Source organism: Streptosporangium canum (genome assembly GCF_900113865.1).
GTDB classification, from domain to species: Bacteria; Actinomycetota; Actinomycetes; order Streptosporangiales; family Streptosporangiaceae; genus Streptosporangium; species Streptosporangium canum.
The window spans coordinates 317,150-335,263 of record NZ_FOQY01000004.1 but is presented as its reverse complement, the minus strand read 5'-3'; the positions used below and the strand labels follow the sequence as shown (position 1 = coordinate 335,263).

The following is an 18,114-nucleotide window of genomic DNA, read 5'->3' as shown; positions in this document are numbered from 1 at the left end:
GGCCTCCCTCACCGGGCTCGTACGGGGGACGTTCTGCCCGTTCACGGCCGGACCCGGTTCGCGGCGGCGGCGACGCCCTCGGCGTGGCCGTTCAGGGCGAAGATCCCCGCGCCGCGCTCGGCGGGGCCCGCCGTACGGCGGAAGGCGGCGAACAGCTCGCGGCCGGTGCCCACCCACTGGGCGTCGGTGAGCGGCGCGCCCTGCGGCGTGCGGGCGGCCAGTTCCTCCGCCGGGACCAGCAGCTCCAGGGTGCCGGCGGTGGAGTCGAGGCGGATCGGGTCGCCGTCGCAGACCAGCGCGATCGGACCGCCGTGGGCGGCCTCGGGCGACAGGTGGATGGCGGCCGGGACCTTGCCCGACGCGCCGGACATGCGGCCGTCGGTGACGATCGCCACCCGCTGCCCCCGGTCCAGCAGCACCGACAGCGGCGGGGTGAGCTTGTGCAGCTCGGGCATGCCGTTGGCGCTCGGCCCCTGGTAGCGGATGACCGCCACGAAGTCCTGCCCGTCCAGCTCGCCCGCCTCGAAGGCGCGCAGCAGCTCCAGTTGGTCGTCGAAGACCTTCGCCGGGGCCTCGACGACCAGGTGCTCGTCCTTGACCGCGGAGACCTTGCTGACCGCGCGGCCCAGGTTGCCGTCGAGCATGTGGATGCCGCCGTCGGGGGAGAAGGCGTCCGAGACGGGACGCAGCACGTCGGGGTCGGTGCTGCCGCCGGTGCGCTCCTGCCAGACCAGCTCGCCGTCCTTGAGCTCGACGGACGAGCGGTAGTGGTCCAGCCCGCGCCCGGCGATCGTCAGCACGTCGCGATGGAGCAGCCCGGCGTCCAGCAGGTCGCCGATGAGCACCTGCATGCCGCCCGCGGCCTGGAAGTGGTTCACGTCCGCCTGCCCGTTGGGGTACATGCGGGTGAGCAGCGGCACCACCTTCGACAGCGCGGCCAGGTCGTCCCAGAGCAGGTCGATGCCGGCCGCCGCGGCGATGGCGACGATGTGCATGGTGTGGTTGGTCGAGCCGCCGGTGGCCAGCAGCGCCACGCAGGCGTTGACGATCGCCTTCTCGTCGACGACCCGGCCCACGGGGGTGTACTCCTCGCCGTGCGCGGTTAGCTCGACCGCGCGCCTGCCCGCCGCCTCCGTCAGGGCCTCGCGCAGCTCGGTGCGCGGGTTGACGAAGGTGGAGCCCGGCAGGTGCAGGCCCATGACCTCGATCATGACCTGGTTGGAGTTGGCGGTGCCGTAGAAGGTGCAGGTGCCGGCGGAGTGGTAGGACTTCGACTCGGCGTCGAGCAGCTCGTCCTTGCCGACCTTGCCCTCGGCGAACAGCTGACGGGTGCGGGCCTTGACCTTGTTGGGCAGGCCGGAGGTCATCGGCCCGGCCGGCACGAACACCGCCGGCAGGTGGCCGAAGTGCAGCGCGCCGATCAGCAGGCCCGGCACGATCTTGTCGCAGACGCCGAGCATGAGCGAGGCGTCGAACATGTCGTGTGAGAGCGCGATCGCGGTGGCCATCGCGATGACCTCGCGGCTGTAGAGCGACAGCTCCATGCCCGCGCGGCCCTGGGTGATGCCGTCGCACATGGCCGGCACGCCGCCGGCGAACTGCGCGACGCCGCCCGCCTTGCGGACGGCCGCCTTGAGTACCGCCGGGTAGGTCTCGTACGGCTGGTGCGCGGACAGCATGTCGTTGTAGCTCGACACGATCGCCACGCCGGGCTTGACGTTGGCCCGCAGGTCCAGCTTGTCGGAGCGGCCCGCGGCGGCGAAGCCGTGGGCCAGGTTGGCGCAGCCCAGGCTCGCCCGGGCCGGTCCGCGCAGGCGGGCCGCCTCGGCCTCGGCGTCGAGCCGTGCGAGATAGGCGGTACGGCTGGCGCGGCTGCGCTCGACCAGGCGGTCGGTGATCTCCTGGATGACGGGGTTCATCCGGCCTCCTCTGTCTTCGTCGGTTCGGTCTGCGTGTCGTGCTCGTTCCGCGCGGTCGTTCATGCGAGGTCCTCCTCGTGCCAGAAGCGGCCGCTGCGCAGGACGAGTTCGTGGGCTCCGGCCGGTCCCGGGGAGCCCGCCGGGTACGGCTCGGGTGGCGTGCCCCACGAGTCCCACTCGCGGAGGATCGGGTCGATGAAGCGCCAGGCGGCCTCCACCTCGTCGCGCCGCATGAACAGGGTCGGGTTGCCGGTGAGGACGTCCATGAGAAGCCGCTCGTAGGCCTCGGGCACCCGGGTGGTGAAGGTCTCGGCGAAGCTCAGGCTGAGCGGGACCGGTTTGAGAGCCACCTCGCCCGCGCCCGGCTCCTTGGCCATGATGTGCAGCTCGATGCCCTCGCTGGGCTGCAGCCGCAGCACCAGGCGGTTGGGTGCGCTGCCCGCGAAGATCGAGTGGGGCACGTCCTTGAACTGCACCACGATCTCCGAGCACCGGTACGGCATGCGCTTGCCGGTGCGCAGGTAGAACGGGACGCCCGCCCAGCGCCAGTTCTTCACCTCGGCGCGGATCGCGGCGAAGGTCTCCACCTGGCGCGAGGCCTCGGTCGGCGCGGTGTTGTCGGGCTCGTCGAGGTAGCCGGGGACCGGCACGCCGCCGGACTCGCCCGCGGTGTACTGGCCGCGGACGGTGAAACGGTCGACCTCGCCGCCGGTGATCGGCCGCAGCGACTCCAGGACCTTGACCTTCTCGTCACGGATGGATTCGCGGTCGTTGCGCGACGGCGGCTCCATCGCGACCAGGCAGAGCAGCTGTAGCAGGTGGTTCTGCACCATGTCGCGCAGCGCGCCCGCGTGGTCGTAGTAGCCGCGGCGGCCCGGCGTGCCCACGGTCTCGGAGGCGGTGATCTGGACGTGGTCGATCCAGAGGGAGTTCCAGATCGGCTCCAGGAAGGCGTTGGCGAACCGGAGGACGAGCAGGTTCTGGACGGTCTCCTTGCCCAGGTAGTGGTCGATGCGGTAGATCTGCCGCTCGTCGAAGATGGCGCCGACCTCGTCGTTGATGCGCTGCGCGCTGGCCAGGTCGCGGCCGAGCGGCTTCTCCAGCACCACCCGCGAGGCGGGGGTCACCAGACCGGCGCGGTGCAGTTCCCGGCAGAACGGGCCGAACGTCATGGGCGGGCTGGCCAGGTAAAACACCCGGTCCCGCTGCTCGTGCCCGGCGAGCATGCCGGTGATCTTCGCCCAGCCGGTCGTGTCCTCGCCGCCGATGTCGACGGAGACGTGGTGCAGGCGGCCGAGGAAGCGCTGCCAGGTGTCCAGGTCGTCCACCGGCACGGAGCCCCGTACCTCGGCGTCCACCTTGCCGCGGAAGTCGGCGTCGTCGAGCCCGCCGCGCGACATCGCGATGATGCAGGTCTCGGGGGACAGGCGCCCGTCGCGGTCGCAGTGATAGAGGGCCGGGAGAAGTTTCCGCATGGAGAGGTCACCTGTACCGCCGAAGACGATCAGGTCGGCGGATTGCGGGTTCTCGGACATGGGGAGTGCTCCGTAGTGATCTACCGAAATTGGGGATAGATCGGACAGTAGTCACATCTTGCGCTCTACACAAGCGGAGTTTTGTAATCCGAGATGAGAAAGATGGAAGTTTTCATTTCCTAAGTGGGTGTGATTCACTGGGCCGATGTCTCGACGTCCCGCTGCCGCGCTCGCCACCAGCGGTGAGGTTCTCCGCCTCATCCGCGCTGGTGAGGCTGTCACGCGCGCGGACATAGGGCGGGTGACCGGCCTGTCCCGGCCGGCCGTCTCCCTGCGTGTCACCGAGCTGCTGGACCGGGGCCTCGTCGTGGAGGACAGCGAAGGTCCCTCCACCGGCGGCCGGCCCCCCCACCGGCTGGCCTTCAACGCCTCCGGCGGCATCGTGCTGGTCGCCTCGCTGGGCGCGAGCCGCGCGCAGATCGCCGTCTGCGATCTCGCCGGACGCGAGCTGGCCAGGGAGAGCCTGGCCGTCGACGTGGAGGAGGGCCCGGACGTCGTCCTCCCCCTGGTCATGGACACCTGGAGCGGGCTGCTCGCCGGCCGTCCGCTCTCCCAGGTGCGCGGGGTCGGCCTGGGCGTCCCCGCCACGGTCGAGTTCGCGGCAGGCCGTACCGAGAGCGCCCGCATCATGGCGAGCTGGACCGGCGTCGCGGTCCCGCCGATCATCGCCGAACGCTTCCCCGTCCCCGTCTTCCTCGACAACGACGTGAACGTCATCGCGATCGGCGAGCACCGCGCGGTCTACGCGGGCGAGGCCGACGACCTGCTGTTCATCAAGGTCTCCACCCGGATCGGCTCCGGCGTCATCGCGGGCGGCGAGATCCTGCGCGGCGCGCTCGGCGCGGCCGGGGAGATCGGGCACATCCCGGTCCGCGACGGCGGGGGAGTGCTGTGCCGCTGCGGCAACATCGACTGCGTCGACTCGGTGGCCAGCGGCACCGCGATACTGCGCGACCTGCGCGCCCGCGGCCACGAGGTGAAGACCCTGGCCGACGTGGTGAGTCTGGTGCGGGCGGGCGACGCCGAGACCATGACGGTGGTCCGCAACGCGGCCCGGATGCTGGGAGAGGTCGTCGCAAGCGCGGTCAACCTGCTCAACCCCGCCGTGGTCGTCCTCGGCGGCGACGTGGCCGAGACCTTCCAGCCGATGGTGTCAGGCGTGCGCGAGGTCGTCCACCGCCGCTCGACCGCCCTGTCCACCCGCAACCTGCGGATCGAACGCAGCCGCCTCGGTCCCGGCGCGGGCATCGTCGGCTGCGCCCACATGGTCCTCGACCACATCCTCTCACCCGAGGCCGTCGACTCCCTCGCCTGACCGGGACGCCGGGCGAAGCGCGACCGCGCCGCCGCGAAAGCGTCACCGGGCCGCCCCGCCGGTCCGCCCGTAGCCTCAACCCGCTTCCGTGGTGGTGTCGCCGGGAGTCCGCGACTGGCGGTGGAGCGCGAGGGCGATGTCCACGATCGCGATCACGGCCAGCACGGCCATGGCGATCATCAGCCATTTGAGGCCGGCCACGAGACCGAGCACGCCGATGGCGATGATCGCTATCAGGGCGAACGAGCCCAGGCGGATGTGGACCACATCTCGCGGTGTCGCGCGGACCATGGGCTTACCGGTCTCGGACGTCTCCTCAGGCTGTCCTTCGAAAGTCATTGTCCCCTCCTTCGATCAGACGCACCCCGTACCCGGATGTCCGCCTGTCATGTCATGCGTGTGGTCTCTCCTCAAGTGCCCTCACCAGTCCTTCGGGATCGGCGAGGGTGAGGGTTGCACCGGGATGGGGCAGCAGCCCGCCGGGCAGGAGCGCGGGCACCGGGGTGCGGAAGCGGACGCAGACGCCGCGCCTGGGATTGGTGCCGAAGGTGACTCCCCGGTCGGCCAGTGAAAGGTGCACTCCGATGACCTTCAACGTCGAGTAGGGGCCGGTCAGGGTGGTGCCGGCGACATTGGACAGGGGGGTGCGCAGCAGCCAGTGACCGAAGCGGACCGTGAGCGCGCCGTCCTCGACGAGGGCGAAGGCCCGCCCGGGAGTCACCCCGAACAGCCGGAGGGGGATCCTCCATGACGGCTCGATCGCGAAGTCGAAACGTGGCATCGGTCAGCGGTCCCAGGGAGGGGCCTCGTCCATCTTGGCGTAGTACTTGGCCAGGTGGGACTTGATCCGCTCGATGTCCTCCTTGGGCACGTCGACCCCGCCCCGCGCGCCCTGTACGACCGCGCCGGCGGCCATGACGGCGCGCGGCACCGCCTTGAGCCCGCCGTCGACCACATCGGCGATCGGCAACTTGTAGCTCCCGAATTCGTCGGGGTTGTCGCCGTCGTACCAGATGTGCGCCTCACGGTACTTCGCGGTGGGCTTCTCCTCGGCCCCCGCCCACGCGCGGACGCGCTTGTCCGCCTCGTCCGAGTCCCAGTGCCGGTCCCGGTCGGCGAGGGGGAGATCCTGAAATCGCGTCACTGTCACGGTGGTGTTCCTTTCCTCCAGGAGGTCCGTACCCGGCTGTCCCACTCCATGTCTGGTGGGCGGCATATTTAGTCCTTTGTCGGGGAGAGGGGGTGGCATGACCGATGACCGTGAAGTGCGTGAGCAGGCCGGCGGACACGACCCCTCGCAGGAGGACCCGGCGTCCGCGGCTCCACGGGGCGCCGACGAGGAGGAACCGGCTCCCGCGGCTCCGCAGGACGGGGAGGGGGCGGCGCCCGAGGCTCCGCAGGGTGGGGAGGGCCCGGTGCCCGCGGCTCCACGGGGCGCCGATGGGGAGAGCCGGGTCGTGGCGGAGAGGTCGGGGGCCGATACCTCTTTCCCCGATCGTCCGCTCCTGGCCGACCCCGACGACGCGCGCAACCCCGCGGGGGCCGACGAGGAATCGGGTGAGGGTGTTCCCCAACCCAAGGTGGGACCGACGTCCTGAGCGGTGGACCGACGTTTTGAGCGGGGCGGCGCGACGCGAAGGAGGCCCCGAGGGTCGGGGCCTCCGCCGTGGACTCATCCGGTCGGTCCGGATGGCGGTCAGCTCTTGAAGGCGTCCTTGACCTTCTTCATGCCTTCCTTCGCCTTCTCCCCCGCCTGCTTGAGGTTGCTGTCGGACTGGTCGGCCTTGCCCTCGGCCTCAAGGCTCTCGTTGCCAGTGACGCGACCGGCGCCTTCCTTGACCTTGCCTCCGAGCTCTTCGGCCTTGTTGGAGATCTTGTCGTCAGCACCCATGGTGTGATTCCTCCCTTTACGCGAAGTTCTCTTCGTGCAGTGATACTTAGTGTCCGCAGATGAGAGGGGTAAACATGGGCCACGCGGTTCCCGTGGCGACGATGGGCGACATTCTCGTGCCGGGGGAGCGGCCTCCCTGGCGCGTCCTGCTCCTCTGCGGCGCTTCCGGGGCGGGCAAGAGCCGGGTCAGCTATCCGCTGGCACGGCACTACGGGACGCCGATCGTCGAGGTGGACGATCTCGTCGAGGCGCTGCAGGCCATGACCACACCACAGCAGCAGCCGCTCCTGCACCACTGGCGCACCCACCCCGGAGCCGCGCTGCTGCCCCCGGCCGACGTCGTCGAGCTGCAGATCGCCATCGCCGAGGCGCTCGTCCCCGCCGTGGACGCGGTCGTGGGCAACCACCTGGAGACCGACACCCCTGTGATCATCGAAGGGGACTACCTGCTGCCCGCGTTCGCCGTGCGCGACAGCTTCGCCGGCGTCCCGGCGGGCGGGCAGGTCGCCGCCGTGGTCCTCCGCGAGCCGGACGAGGCCCAGCTCCTGGAGAACTACCGCCGCCGCGAACCCGGCGGCGGCGAGCAGCTCCATCGCGCCCGGGTGAGCGCCCTGCACGGTGAACGCCTCGCCGCGCAGGCCGCCGAGGCGGGTGTCCCGGTGGTGGCCGCGCGCCCCTGGAATGACGTGTTCCGGCGGGTCGTCACGGCCCTCGGCGGCGCGTCCCTCCCGGCGGCGACCGCCCCCTGAGGAGCCCGGGACGGTCTCGCGAGGTCCGGAGGGCACCATGGCGAGCGGCCACCTGGCGGACACCGCCGACCACCGCTGGAACGGCAGGTCCCTGGCCGGCTGGGAGCTGGCCAGGGAGTACGGCTTCACCGACGCCGACGGCTCACGTCCGGACTGGGGCCGCTACTTCGCCGACGCCCGGCGGGGTGCGGCAGGTGACCCGCGGGACTGCCGGTGGTCCCATGGCGCGGCGGGCGACCCGCGGGACTGCCGGTGGTCGCCCGCGATGTTGCGGGCCGGGACGGGCAGCCCGTCGAAGAGGCGGTGTGGGCCTTTCCCGGCACGGCTCCGATCGCCGGCTTGTCGGGATAGCGTGCATCCATGATCAGAGATGTCTCGTTGCCGGATGGCTGGGAGCCAAGGGTCCGGCACGCCCTCGACGGTGTGCTGCCCGAGCTGCGGGCCGCCCCGCTCCGGCCTCTGGGAGCCGGGCTGGACAATGTGACGCTGCTGTTGAACGAGCAAATCGTCCTGCGGTTGCCGAAGAACGCCGACGGGGCCGAGAGCGTCGAGCGAGAGGCCCGGCTGCTCCCCGAGCTCGTCCTCGACCTGGCCATTCCCCGGTTCCTGTTCACCGCGCCCAACCCGCTCGGGCCCGGCTCCTTCTGCGGTTACCCCCTGGTCCCCGGTGAGGTGCTGTCCCCGGAGCAGTGGCACGCCCGGGGGCTGGTCAGCCGACCGGGGCCGGTGAGGCAGGTCGCCGCGGCGCTCGACGCCATCCACGACTTCCCCGCGGACAAGGCGGAGAAGCTCGGCGCGCCGGCGTGGGACCTGCGGGAGGACTTCGCCGAGGATCTGGCCGCCGTCCGGGAGGAGGTGCTCCCCCGGCTGGAGGCGGGGAAGAGGCGGGTGCTGCTCGCGGCATGGGAGGGCTATCTCGAGGACGACGGCAACTTCGCCTACCCTCCCACACTGACGCACGGCGACCTGAGTCTGGACCACCTGCTCGTCACCGGGGAGGAGATCACCGGGCTCATCGACTTCGGCGACGCCGAGGTCGGCGACCCCGACTACGACCTGGCCTACCTGTGGGCCGAGGCGGGGGAGGATTTCGTACGGCGGGTGCAGGCCTGTCGCGGCCTGCCGTTCACCGGAGGACTCGCCCGGAAGCTGGACTTCTGGGCTCTGGCCGAACCGGCGCGGGACGTCGTGTACGGCCTGGAGATCGGCGAGCCTGATCTGGTCGACGACGCGCTGCGCACGCTCCGCGCCCGGCTCGCCGCTGGGGCAGGGCGGGGGCGCGGCGGTGTGTGACACGGATCGGTGTGCCGGTGGAGCGGGTCAGGCAGGCGAGGGACTCTCTGATCTGGTGGCTGGCCCGGCCTGTCTCAGCCGCCGACGTAGGCCGCGAGGCGGTCGCGGGACGACGGACGTGCCCGGCCGCGGAGAGCGCCCTCCAGGTAGGGCGAGCGCCCTCCGGCACCGGCCGAGCGTCTCAGTGCTCGTCGATGACCTGGCCGTTCTGGGCGGTGTTGTCCTTGGTGAGGGCCATGGTCAGCGGCGCTTCGGAGAAGGTGGGCAGGGCGGCGAGCGCGGTACCCAGCTGCTCGGCGCTCTCCCAGTGCCAGGTGTCGGTATAGGTGCCGTCCTCGAGCTGGACGAGGGTGGCGTGGGTGAGCCCGGGGTGGCCCTCCCGGACGGTCGCGATCAGCGAACTGCGGCGGGCCAGGAACTCCTCGAGGTCGGCGCCGGCGACGGAGTAGCGGTGGGTGCGGACGACAGACATGTCGGTTCTCCCTTCGGTGAGTGGCTTACCAGGTGCCGGCGACCTGCCGGATCGGGGCGTTGAGGCGGTTGAAGAGGTTGGTGACGGCGGTCATCATCAGGATGGAGGCCAGCTGCTTCTCGTCGAAGTGGTCGGCGGCGTTGTTCCACACCTCGTCGGGGACCGCGTCGGTGCGGTCGGCCAGCCGGGTGGCGGCCTCGGCCAGTTCGAGGGCGGCCCGCTCGGCGTCGGTGTAGTAGGGAGCCTCGCGCCAGGCGACCACCAGGCCGACGCGCTCGTCGCTCTCGCCGAGCTTGCGCAGGTTCTTGTAGCCGGCGTCGACGCAGAAGCTGCAGCCGTTGATCTGGCTGACCCGCAGGTGGATCATCTCCATCAGCTCCTGGGGCAGTCCCTGCGACTGGGCGGCCTGCATCAGCTCGAAGATCGGCTTCTGCGCGGCGGGGATGATCGTGGCGGGGTTCTTCATCCGGGCTTCCATCGTGTTCTCCTCCGGTCTCGGTCTGTGTGAAATCAGACTGGCTGCCCGGATTGATACATTCGCTGTGCACTCACGATGCGATGCCATAGAGGAACGATGCTGCGCTTCACCCTGCTCGGCCCAGTCCAGCTGATCGTCGACGGCGAGCCACTCACGGGCATCGCCCCACGCCACCGCGCGGTGCTGGCCTACCTCCTGCTCAACTCCGGCCGCGTGATCAGCATCGAGCGGCTGATCGACGCGATGTGGGGCCACGACCAGCCTGACACCGCCCGATCGCAGATCCACGCCTCGATCACCGCGCTCCGCAAGGTGCTGCGCGGTGCGGGAGCCGTACAGCTCCTCCAGACGCGGTCCGGTGGCTACGTCGCGCAGCCCGAGCCCGGGCAGGTCGACGCGCAGGAGTTCACCGAGCTGGTCGCCGCCGGCGAGCTGCGCGAGGCGCTGGATCTGTGGAGCGGCGAGGCGGTGGAGGACGTGCACGCGCAGTACGTCGGCGGCGTCCGGGCGCTCTGGCACGACCGGCGGCTGTCGGCCTACGAGCGCCTGGTGGAGGCCGAACTCGCCGCCGGGCGGCACGGCGACCTGCTCGACGAGCTGGCCGCCCAGGTGGCCGCCGCCCCGCTGCGCGAGAAGCTCGCCGGCCATCTCGTCCTGGCCCTGCACCGGGCGGGACGGCAGGCCGACGCCCTGGCCGCGGCGCGTTCTCACCGTACGGCTCTCGCCGACGAACAGGGCCTGGATCCCGGGCACGCGTTCACCGAGCTGGAGCGGGCGGTCCTGGCCGACGATCCGGCGCTCCGCCTGGCCGACACCGCACAGCCGGCTGAGCCTGCGCAGCCCGCGATGGCACGGCGCTCCTTCCTGCCCTACGACATTCCCGATTTCTCCGGACGGACCGCCGAGCTGGAACGGCTCGTGGGCGAGCACCACGGGGTGGTCACGATCGACGGCATGGCCGGGATCGGCAAGACCACCCTCGCCGTCCACGTGGCCCACCGGCTGGCCGCCCGCTATCCGGACGGCCGGCTCTTCATCGACCTGCGGGCGCACACCGCGGGCCGGGAGCCGGTCGACGCCGCGGCCGCGCTGGAGGCCCTGCTGCGCCAGCTGGGGGTGCCCGCCGACCGCATCCCGGTCACCCTGGGCGAGCGGAGCGCCCTGTGGCGCGCCGAGCTGGCCGATCGCCGTGTGCTGGCCGTACTGGACAATGCCTTGGACGCAGACCATGTGCGCCCCCTGCTGCCGGGGCACTCCGACACCCTCGTCCTGGTCACCAGCAGGCGGCGCCTGGTCACTTTGGACGGCGCGCAGGCGCTGTCGGTCGACGTGCTGGGCGAACAGGACGCCGCCGGGCTGTTCGAGCGGATCGTGGGCGAACGCGCCCGCGACGAGCCGGAGGCGGTCGGTGAGGTGTTGCGGCTGTGCGGGCATCTCCCGCTCGCCATCCGGATCTCGGCCGCCCGCCTCCAGCACCGCCCGCGCTGGACCGTCTCCTACCTGGCCGGCCGGCTCCGTGACCATCGCCGGCTCCTGGACGGGGTGTCGGCGGCCTTCGCCCTGTCCTACGAGCAACTCGACGAGGCCGAGCAGCGCATGTTCCGCCTGTTCGGGCTGGTGCCCGGGCGCGACATCGATCCGTACGGCGCGGCCGCGCTGGCCGGGATCGCCGAGGAGGAGGCCGAAGAACTCCTCGAAGGACTCCTGGACGCCCACATGCTGCTGCAGCTCGAACCGGGCCGCTACACCTTCCACGACCTGCTCCGTGAGCACGCGCGCTCGATGGCCGAGGACGACGGCGCCGTCCCGGTCCTGCAGCTGCTCACCTACTACCTGCACCGCTCCCGCGCCGCCGTGGACCGGCTCTTCCCCGACAGCCTCAGCCACCGCGAAGGCATCCCGCGGCCGACCACCCCGATCCCGCCCATCGGCGACGCCGAACAGGCGATCACCTGGCTGGACGCCGAACGCGGCAACATCATCGCGACCGCCGTGCACGGACCCGAGATCTGCGTGGGCATGCTGGCCCTGGCGCTGCGCCCCTACCTCGACCGGCAGGCACACCACGACGACGCGCTCACGCTGCAGACCCTGGCGCTCCAGCGCGCACGCAAGCTCGGCCACGCCCACCGCGACTTCGAGGTGCAGGCGCTCAGCGACCTGGCGTGGACCTACTGGCGGCTCGGCGAGTACGAGCGCGCGGAGGAGCACGCCCACCTGGCCCTGGAGGCGTGTGAGGAGCCGTACGAGCGGGCCAGGGCACTGCTCACGCTGGGGAACGTGGCCCTGCGCCGGCGGCAGGACAAGGAAGCCGAGCAGTATCTCACGCAGGCGCTCGACCTCACCCGGATCGGCGCCGACACCTGGGGCGAGGCCCACGTGCTCGGTATCCTCGCCCTCGTCCTGGACCGGGCCGGCCGCCCGCGGGATGCCCGGCGCCATCTCGACGTGGCGCTGGCGCTGCACCGCAAGGTCGGCAACCCGGCCGGCGAGGCGGTGATCCTCAACCACCTCGGCGTCGTCCTCCGGCATCAAGGCGAGCTCGCTCAGGCACGCACCCGCCACGAGCGGGCCGCGGCCCTGTACCGCGAGCTCGGCAACACCGCCGACGAGGCGGCCGCGCTCAACGGGCTGGCCGAGGCGGCGGGCGATCCGGCCCGGGCGGTCGAGGAGCACGCACTCGCGCTCGCACTCGCGCTCGCGACACGCAACCGGCCGGAACAGGCGCGTGCTCACGACGGGCTGGCGCGCGCCCACCTCGGCCTCGGGCACTCGGAGCAGGCGGGCGAGCACGGACGGCTGGCCCTCGGCCTCTACGAGGAGCTCGGTGTGCCGGAGGCCGAGGAGATCCGCACCTTCCTGATGTCCGACTGCCGGGCCTGATGTCCGACTGCCGGGCCGCCGGTGCCGGGGGCGGACTCCCAGCGATCGAGCGGCACGCGATCAGCCACGCCGCGGGGTGACGAGGCCGGATTCGTAGGCGAAGACCGCGAGCTGGGCGCGATCCCTGGCCCGCAGCTTGGTCATCGCCCTGCTGACGTGCGTCTTCGCGGTGGTCGGGCTGATCACCATGTGTGCGGCGATCTCGTCGTTGGACAGGCCGCGAGCCACCAGCGCGGTGACCTCGCGCTCGCGGTTGGTCAGCACGTCGAGCCCCACGGGCGCGGGCTCGGGGCGGCGGGCGACGTACTCGCCGATCAGGCGGCGGGTGATCGCGGGGGACAGCAGCGCGTCGCCGCGGGCCGCGACCCTGACACCCTGCAGCAGGTCGACGGGCTCGGTGTCCTTGACCATGAAGCCGCAGGCGCCGGCGCGGAGCGCGTTGAAGACGTACTCGTCGAGGCCGTAGTTGGTCAGGATCACGACGTGGACGGCGCTCAGCCGCTCGTCGGCGGCGATCAGCCGGGTCGCCTCGATGCCGTCCATCACCGGCATCTGGATGTCGACGAGGGCGACGTCGGGCCGGTGTTCGAGGGCGAGCGCGACGGCTTGCTCGCCGTTCGCGGCCTCGGCCACCACCTCGAGGTCGTCCTCGATCTCCAGCAGGGCCCGGAAGCCGCCGCGGATGAGCGCCTGGTCGTCCACGAGCAGCACGCGGATCACGATGATCCTCCAAGGGGAAGCTCGGCGCGTACGGTGAAGCCGCCCCCAGGGCGGGGTTCGGCCCGCAGCCGGCCGCCGAGCGACGCGACGCGCTCGCGCATGCCGAGCAGGCCCGTGCCGGGCACGGGTGGCGCGTCCGGGTCGGCCTTGCCGTCGTCGTCGACCTGCACGACCAGCTCCTCGTCCGTGTAGTCGATGCGCACCGCCGCGGCCGCCCCACCGGCGTGCCTGGAGACGTTGGTGAGCGCTTCCTGGACGATCCGGTACGCGGCCCGGTTCACCTCGGCCGGCAGCTCCCGCCGCGTGCCGGAGGTCGTCACCGTGGCCGGCAGCCCGGTCGAGCGGGCCCGCTCCACCAGGTCGTCGAGCCGGTCGAGGCCGCTGGCCGGGACCTCGCCGTCGGAGCGGTCGGAGTCGCGCAGCACCTCCAGGGTGGCGCGCAGCTCGCGCATGGCGTCGCCGCTGGCTTCCTGGATGGCCAGCAGCGCGGGGGGCACGTCCTCGCCGCGCTTGCGTGCCAGGTGGACGGCCACTCCGGCCTGGACCTTGATGACCGAGATGCTGTGGGTGAGCGAGTCGTGCAGTTCCCTGGCGATGCGCAGCCGCTCCTCGCCCGCGCGGCGCAGGGCCGCCTCCTCGCGGGTGCGCTCGGCCTCGGCGGCCCGCTGCTCGGCCTCCTCCAGGTACGCCTGCCGGTGCCGGATCATCGCCGCCGCCACGCCGGCCGCCACGAACCAGCCGATCAGCAGTGCGGCGCTGTGGAGATTCTGCCCGGACCCGTCGGCGTCGGGCAGGTGCGCCACCAGGTCGACACCCAGGAAAAGCACGCCCGCCAGCGCCGGGGCCAGCCGATGGCCGGCCCTGACCGCGCCGAACACCGACACCAGCACGGGAAAGGCGGTCGGCGGGCCCGGCTGGATGTGCGCCGCGACCACGAGCATGCAGGCCGTACTGACGAGCAACGACACCAGGGGCGCCCGCCGCCAGGCGACGAGCGCGAGCGAGCCGGCGAGGGCGGCCGAGAGATCCAGCGCGCCCGCGCGCGGCGTGTTGAGCACGACGACCGACAGCAGGACGGCCATCACCCCGGCCAGCAGGCCGTCCTGGGCGAGCGGCCGCCACCGGTCCGTAAACCTCATTTGCGTAGATTAAGGGCTTTTCCGCCGGGGGCCCTCCGTCGTATGTCGTAATAAATCACTACTCCCAGGGATGTAGTGGGGCCGACTCTGCTTCCCAGGTGCCAGGCAGAGGAGTCTCCCTGGGCATGATGACCGCTGACCGGCCTGGACACCACGATGGCCGGCATGCACCCGATCCAAACCGTTACCCCGATCGATCTCTTCGCGTCCTCCATCCGCCTTCACCAAGGCGGCGAGATCCACGCCGGGAAAAGATCAACGGACTCCGGCCAGGACGGCTGGCAGCTGACGGCCTTTCACGCGAAGACCGGCGCCGACGTCCACGCCGACCACTGGGAGGTCCACCCCGAGGCCGAGGAGGTCGTGTCCTGCCTCATCGGGAAGATACGCCTCTACCTCCGTCCGGAGCGGCCCGGGCAACAGGAGGAAGAGATCAGGCTGACGGCCGGCACCGCCGCCATCGTCCCGCGCGGGCGATGGCACCGCATCGAGCTGGACATCCCCAGCAACATCATGGCCGTCACCCTGCCGCGTGGCAGCCGGCTGGAGAAGCGGACCGAAGCCTAGGCCGGTCCCCTCCACCCCTGCCCTCAACCACCATCGGCTCGGCCACGGGTCTGGTCACGACGAGATTGACGAAAACGGGAGAGCGATGAACGCCACCGACCTCGCCGAGGCGAGGGAGCGGCCCACACCACCACCGGAGGCCGGCTCCGCGGCCGGACAGAGCCTGGCAGGGCTGCTGCTGCGCCCGCATCTGCGGAGTTTCGCCGCCGTGGTGATCCTGCAGGTGATCGGTGCTGTCGCGGGTCTGGCGCCGCTGCTGGCGGTCGTGGAGTTGGGCCGTGCGCTGTTGGCGCCCGGCCCGATCGATCACGGCCATGTCTGGTCCGTCGTGGTCGTGGGTGCGGCCGGCCTGTTCGTCCGGCTGCTGTTCACGGCCGCGTCATCCGGAATCGGGCACCTTCTCGACGGCCGGGTGCAGCTGTCGTTCCGCCGGCAACTGGCCGCGCGGCTGGGACGCGTGCCGATCGGCTGGTTCTCCCGGCGCCGGACCGGCGAGCTGGCGAAGGTGGTGGGCCAGGACGTCAGTGCCGTGCACCCGTTCATCGCCCACACTCCCGGCGAGCTCGTCGCCGCGTTCGTGGTGCCGCTGGTGTCGCTGGTCTACCTGGGCCGCGGTCGCGCTCTACGCCGCGCTGCGCTACACCAGCGATCTGTCCGGGTTCCGCGTCGGGGCCACGATGGTGCGTGGCATGTATCACCGGCTCGGCGAGCATCTGGCCCGATTGCCGCTCGGCTGGCACAGCGCCGGCCGCGTCGGGGAGGTGTCGGTCCTGGCCGGCGAGGGCGTCCTGCGGGCGATGAGCGTGATCGCGCATCTGCTGGCACCGTTCATCTCCGCCTGCGTGACTCCTTTGACGATCGTCGCCGTGATGCTCGCCTTCAACTGGCAGCTGGGGCTGGCCGCGCTGGTCGCCGCACCGATCGTGGCGGCGATCCAGATCTGGACGGCACGCTCGACGGCCGCCACCGACGCGCAGCGCCACGAACGCGACACCGAGGCCACCGGGCGGGTCATCGAATACCTCCAGGCCCAGCCGGTGCTGCGCGCCGGCGGCCGGAGCGGCGAACGCTTCACGTCGCTCGACGACTCGCTGCGGGAGGTGCGGCGCGCGTCCCGCCGTACCGTGCTGGCGACGCTGCCCGGCACGGTGGGCCTGACGCTCACGGTGCAGGCGATCTTCGCCGTGCTGCTGGTGTTGGGCACCTCCCTCGCACTCGGCGGGACTGTCGGCGCGGCGGAGATTCTGACGATCCTGGTGCTGGCCGCCCGCAGCGCCGATCCGCTGCTGTCGCTGGCGGACATCGGCGGCAAAGTACGCGGCGCACGTGCCGAGCTGGCCAGGCTCGACACGGTGTTGCGCACCGAGCCGCTGCCGGAAGCCCCCGAACCGATCCAGCCGGCAGGCCATGGCCTGGAGTTCGAGTCCGTCACCTTCCGGCACGGCGACCGCACCGTGCTCGAGGAGGTGTCGTTGTCCGTGCCCCAGGGGCAGCGCGTCGCCGTTGTCGGAGCGTCGGGTGCGGGCAAGAGCACGCTGCTGCAGTTGCCGGCGCGTTTCCACGACGTGGACGCGGGCGCGGTGCGGGTGGGGGGCGTGGACGTGCGCGCGATCAGCACCGAGGTGACCTCCGCGCTGGACCCGGTGAACGAGGCGGCCGTCCACGAGGGGATCGAGCGGCTGATGGCGGGCCGGACGGTGGTGATGGTCGCGCATCGGATGCGGACCGTCCGACGCGCCGATCGCATCGTCTTCCTGGACGGCGGCCGGATCGTGGAGGAGGGCAGCCACGACGAGCTGCTACGCCACGGCGGCCGCTACGCCGATTTCTGGAACATCTCCATGACGCCGGCAGCGAGGGAATAAGCCGGTTTGACGGCAGACCATCATCAAATCTCCTTGAGCGCTGACCTCGTGGGCCGCCCGCGCCTGTCCGGAGGTTCGAACCGCGGGACGAATGCCGGGACGGCGCCCGTGCCCCTGACGGGGGCCGCGGCGCCGTCCCGGACGCGGGATGACCGGACGGGTCATCCGCAGTGTTCGAAGGGGCTGTTGTAGGCGGATGAGCCTGCCTTGCCGCCCCATTTGACGCATTTGCCGGCGGCCGCGGCGCGTACCGGGCCGGCGTAGTAGGTGAAGCTCCCGCTGTCGGTGACGCGGGTCTTTCCCTGCACTTCCAGGTAGGCGGTGGTGGCGGTCGCCGTGCCCAGGGAGGACTTCTTGATGGTGGCGACGCAGTTGTTGCCGTTGGCGCTGTTGTAGAGCAGGTGGGCGGTGCCGGCCGTGCCCAGGGCGGCGGAGTCGATGACGGTGTAGCCGCTGCCGCAGACCGACTGCGCGGTGTGCGGGTTCGTGCCGCCTCCGCCGCCGCACTTGTTCTTCGAGGTGAGGGTCTGGGTCGGGTAGCCGAACGTGGACCCGTTGAAGACGGCCTTGCGGATGTTGCCGGGGTAGCCCTCGCCCTGACGCACCTCGTAGTGCAGGTGGGCCGAGATGTTGTTGCCCGGCTTGCTGGTCTTGCCGACCGCGCCGATCTTCTGGCCCTGGGAGACCTTGGCCCCCGCGCTCACCGATCGCGAGTTCAGATGGGCGTAGAAGGTCGTCCAGCCCCCGCCGTGGTCGATCTTGACCAGGTTCCCGTATCCGTTGGTCGATCCCTGGTGGGAGGAGATGACCACCGTGCCCGCCGCCGCGGCGACGACGGTGTCTCCCAGGTCGGCGTCCGCGGAGCCACCTCGGTTGAAGTCGATCTCGTAGGCCCTGTGGGCGCTGCTCGCGCTGCTGTTGCCGGCCCAGGACTGGCCGCAGGGGAAGGGGAGCTGGAAGTTGGTGGACGCCAGGACCGTCACCGACTGCTCGGCCACCGCGGCCTCGTTCGGCGGGTCGTTGTTCTCCCCGGTCGCGGCGGTCGGCGTGGGCGTCGGGCTCGACTGCGTGGCCGTCGGGCTCGGTGTGGGGACGGCCGGCAGGGTCGCGGCGGCGGCGGCGGACGTCGCCGCACCCGATCCCAGGCCGAGCAGCAGGACTAATCCCGCCGTGAGCACTCCGTCGAGTCTCATATGGATCCCTTCTGCGGTGCGGGGGGTGAAGGTCCGGCCCGCGCTGTGCGCTGTCCGCCGGACCCGTCGAAAGGCTCTTGCTGGGGATCAAGAGT

The 18,114-nt window shown here is 71.4% G+C and carries 18 protein-coding genes and 1 pseudogene; 8 read left to right on the top strand and 11 right to left on the bottom strand.

From position 1 onward, the window contains the following. Window positions 1-41: 41 nt before the first annotated feature. Window positions 42-1,919, bottom strand: a complete 1,878-nt coding sequence (edd, locus tag BM085_RS08200) for a phosphogluconate dehydratase (protein ID WP_093886396.1) — start codon at window positions 1,917-1,919, stop codon at window positions 42-44. A gap of 59 nt (window positions 1,920-1,978) precedes the next feature. Beyond that, on the bottom strand, window positions 1,979-3,454 hold the full coding sequence (zwf, locus tag BM085_RS08195) for a glucose-6-phosphate dehydrogenase (RefSeq protein ID WP_093886395.1): 1,476 nt from the start codon (window positions 3,452-3,454) through the stop codon (window positions 1,979-1,981). Window positions 3,455-3,599: 145 nt separating this feature from the next. On the opposite strand from zwf, the gene BM085_RS08190 reads away from it, so the two are divergent. Beyond that, window positions 3,600-4,769: an ROK family transcriptional regulator gene (locus BM085_RS08190; RefSeq protein ID WP_093886394.1), complete on the top strand. Its 1,170-nt coding sequence runs from the start codon at window positions 3,600-3,602 to the stop codon at window positions 4,767-4,769. A 75-nt stretch (window positions 4,770-4,844) separates the two neighbouring features. Here the strand turns inward: BM085_RS08190 and BM085_RS08185 are convergent, their stop codons facing one another. Genes BM085_RS08185 through BM085_RS08175 form a run of 3 tightly spaced genes read right to left on the bottom strand, consistent with a single transcriptional unit; the run spans window position 4,845 to window position 5,919 of the window. Further along, a complete protein-coding gene (locus tag BM085_RS08185) occupies window positions 4,845-5,108 on the bottom strand; it encodes a hypothetical protein (RefSeq protein ID WP_093886393.1) in 264 nt (87 codons plus the stop codon). A gap of 52 nt (window positions 5,109-5,160) precedes the next feature. Continuing rightward, window positions 5,161-5,550, bottom strand: coding sequence for a hypothetical protein (locus tag BM085_RS08180; RefSeq protein ID WP_093886392.1), 390 nt, complete (start codon window positions 5,548-5,550; stop codon window positions 5,161-5,163). A gap of 3 nt (window positions 5,551-5,553) precedes the next feature. Further along, the gene (locus BM085_RS08175) at window positions 5,554-5,919 is read right to left on the bottom strand and encodes a hypothetical protein (protein WP_093886492.1); all 366 of its coding nucleotides are present in this window, start codon (window positions 5,917-5,919) and stop codon (window positions 5,554-5,556) included. A gap of 97 nt (window positions 5,920-6,016) precedes the next feature. Here BM085_RS08175 and BM085_RS08170 point away from each other — a divergent pair, with 97 nt between their 5' ends. Beyond that, window positions 6,017-6,367 (top strand): hypothetical protein, encoded by a 351-nt coding sequence (locus BM085_RS08170; protein ID WP_093886391.1) that lies wholly within the window; start codon window positions 6,017-6,019, stop codon window positions 6,365-6,367. Between the two features lie 98 nt (window positions 6,368-6,465). On the opposite strand, the gene BM085_RS08165 is transcribed toward BM085_RS08170, so the two are convergent. Further along, window positions 6,466-6,660 carry a CsbD family protein gene (locus tag BM085_RS08165; protein WP_093886390.1) on the bottom strand — a complete coding sequence of 65 codons (195 nt, stop codon included), beginning with the start codon at window positions 6,658-6,660 and terminating at the stop codon, window positions 6,466-6,468. Window positions 6,661-6,719: 59 nt separating this feature from the next. On the opposite strand from BM085_RS08165, the gene BM085_RS08160 reads away from it, so the two are divergent. Further along, window positions 6,720-7,409, top strand: coding sequence for an AAA family ATPase (locus BM085_RS08160; protein WP_245789194.1), 690 nt, complete (start codon window positions 6,720-6,722; stop codon window positions 7,407-7,409). A gap of 360 nt (window positions 7,410-7,769) precedes the next feature. Next, window positions 7,770-8,702, top strand: coding sequence for a phosphotransferase (locus BM085_RS08150; protein WP_093886387.1), 933 nt, complete (start codon window positions 7,770-7,772; stop codon window positions 8,700-8,702). A 181-nt stretch (window positions 8,703-8,883) separates the two neighbouring features. Here BM085_RS08150 and BM085_RS08145 read toward each other — a convergent pair whose 3' ends face one another. After that, window positions 8,884-9,174 (bottom strand): hypothetical protein, encoded by a 291-nt coding sequence (locus BM085_RS08145; RefSeq protein WP_093886386.1) that lies wholly within the window; start codon window positions 9,172-9,174, stop codon window positions 8,884-8,886. Between the two features lie 25 nt (window positions 9,175-9,199). Continuing rightward, window positions 9,200-9,652, bottom strand: coding sequence for a carboxymuconolactone decarboxylase family protein (locus tag BM085_RS08140; RefSeq protein ID WP_093886385.1), 453 nt, complete (start codon window positions 9,650-9,652; stop codon window positions 9,200-9,202). 96 nt (window positions 9,653-9,748) lie between these two features. Here BM085_RS08140 and BM085_RS08135 point away from each other — a divergent pair, with 96 nt between their 5' ends. Then, entirely contained in the window at window positions 9,749-12,535 is a 2,787-nt protein-coding gene (locus BM085_RS08135; RefSeq protein ID WP_218158646.1) for an AfsR/SARP family transcriptional regulator, read from the top strand. A gap of 60 nt (window positions 12,536-12,595) precedes the next feature. Here BM085_RS08135 and BM085_RS08130 read toward each other — a convergent pair whose 3' ends face one another. Together BM085_RS08130 and BM085_RS08125 are read right to left on the bottom strand one after the other, a co-directional pair. Next, on the bottom strand, window positions 12,596-13,255 hold the full coding sequence (locus BM085_RS08130; RefSeq protein WP_093886384.1) for a response regulator: 660 nt from the start codon (window positions 13,253-13,255) through the stop codon (window positions 12,596-12,598). Beyond that, entirely contained in the window at window positions 13,252-14,394 is a 1,143-nt protein-coding gene (locus BM085_RS08125; RefSeq protein WP_093886383.1) for a sensor histidine kinase, read from the bottom strand. Before BM085_RS08125 ends, BM085_RS08130 begins: the two co-directional genes overlap by 4 nt. Window positions 14,395-14,559: 165 nt before the next feature. Here BM085_RS08125 and BM085_RS08120 point away from each other — a divergent pair, with 165 nt between their 5' ends. From BM085_RS08120 to BM085_RS08110, 3 genes and pseudogenes are all read left to right on the top strand, one after another. Further along, entirely contained in the window at window positions 14,560-14,961 is a 402-nt protein-coding gene (locus BM085_RS08120) for a cupin domain-containing protein (protein WP_093886490.1), read from the top strand. Window positions 14,962-15,046: 85 nt separating this feature from the next. Then, window positions 15,047-15,553 (top strand): annotated as a pseudogene (locus tag BM085_RS08115) (ABC transporter transmembrane domain-containing protein); the annotation flags it as partial. Window positions 15,554-15,650: 97 nt separating this feature from the next. Continuing rightward, window positions 15,651-16,826: an ABC transporter ATP-binding protein gene (locus tag BM085_RS08110; RefSeq protein WP_245789193.1), complete on the top strand. Its 1,176-nt coding sequence runs from the start codon at window positions 15,651-15,653 to the stop codon at window positions 16,824-16,826. A gap of 161 nt (window positions 16,827-16,987) precedes the next feature. Here the strand turns inward: BM085_RS08110 and BM085_RS08105 are convergent, their stop codons facing one another. Continuing rightward, a complete protein-coding gene (locus BM085_RS08105) occupies window positions 16,988-18,019 on the bottom strand; it encodes a M23 family metallopeptidase (RefSeq protein ID WP_093886381.1) in 1,032 nt (343 codons plus the stop codon). Window positions 18,020-18,114: the final 95 nt, after the last annotated feature.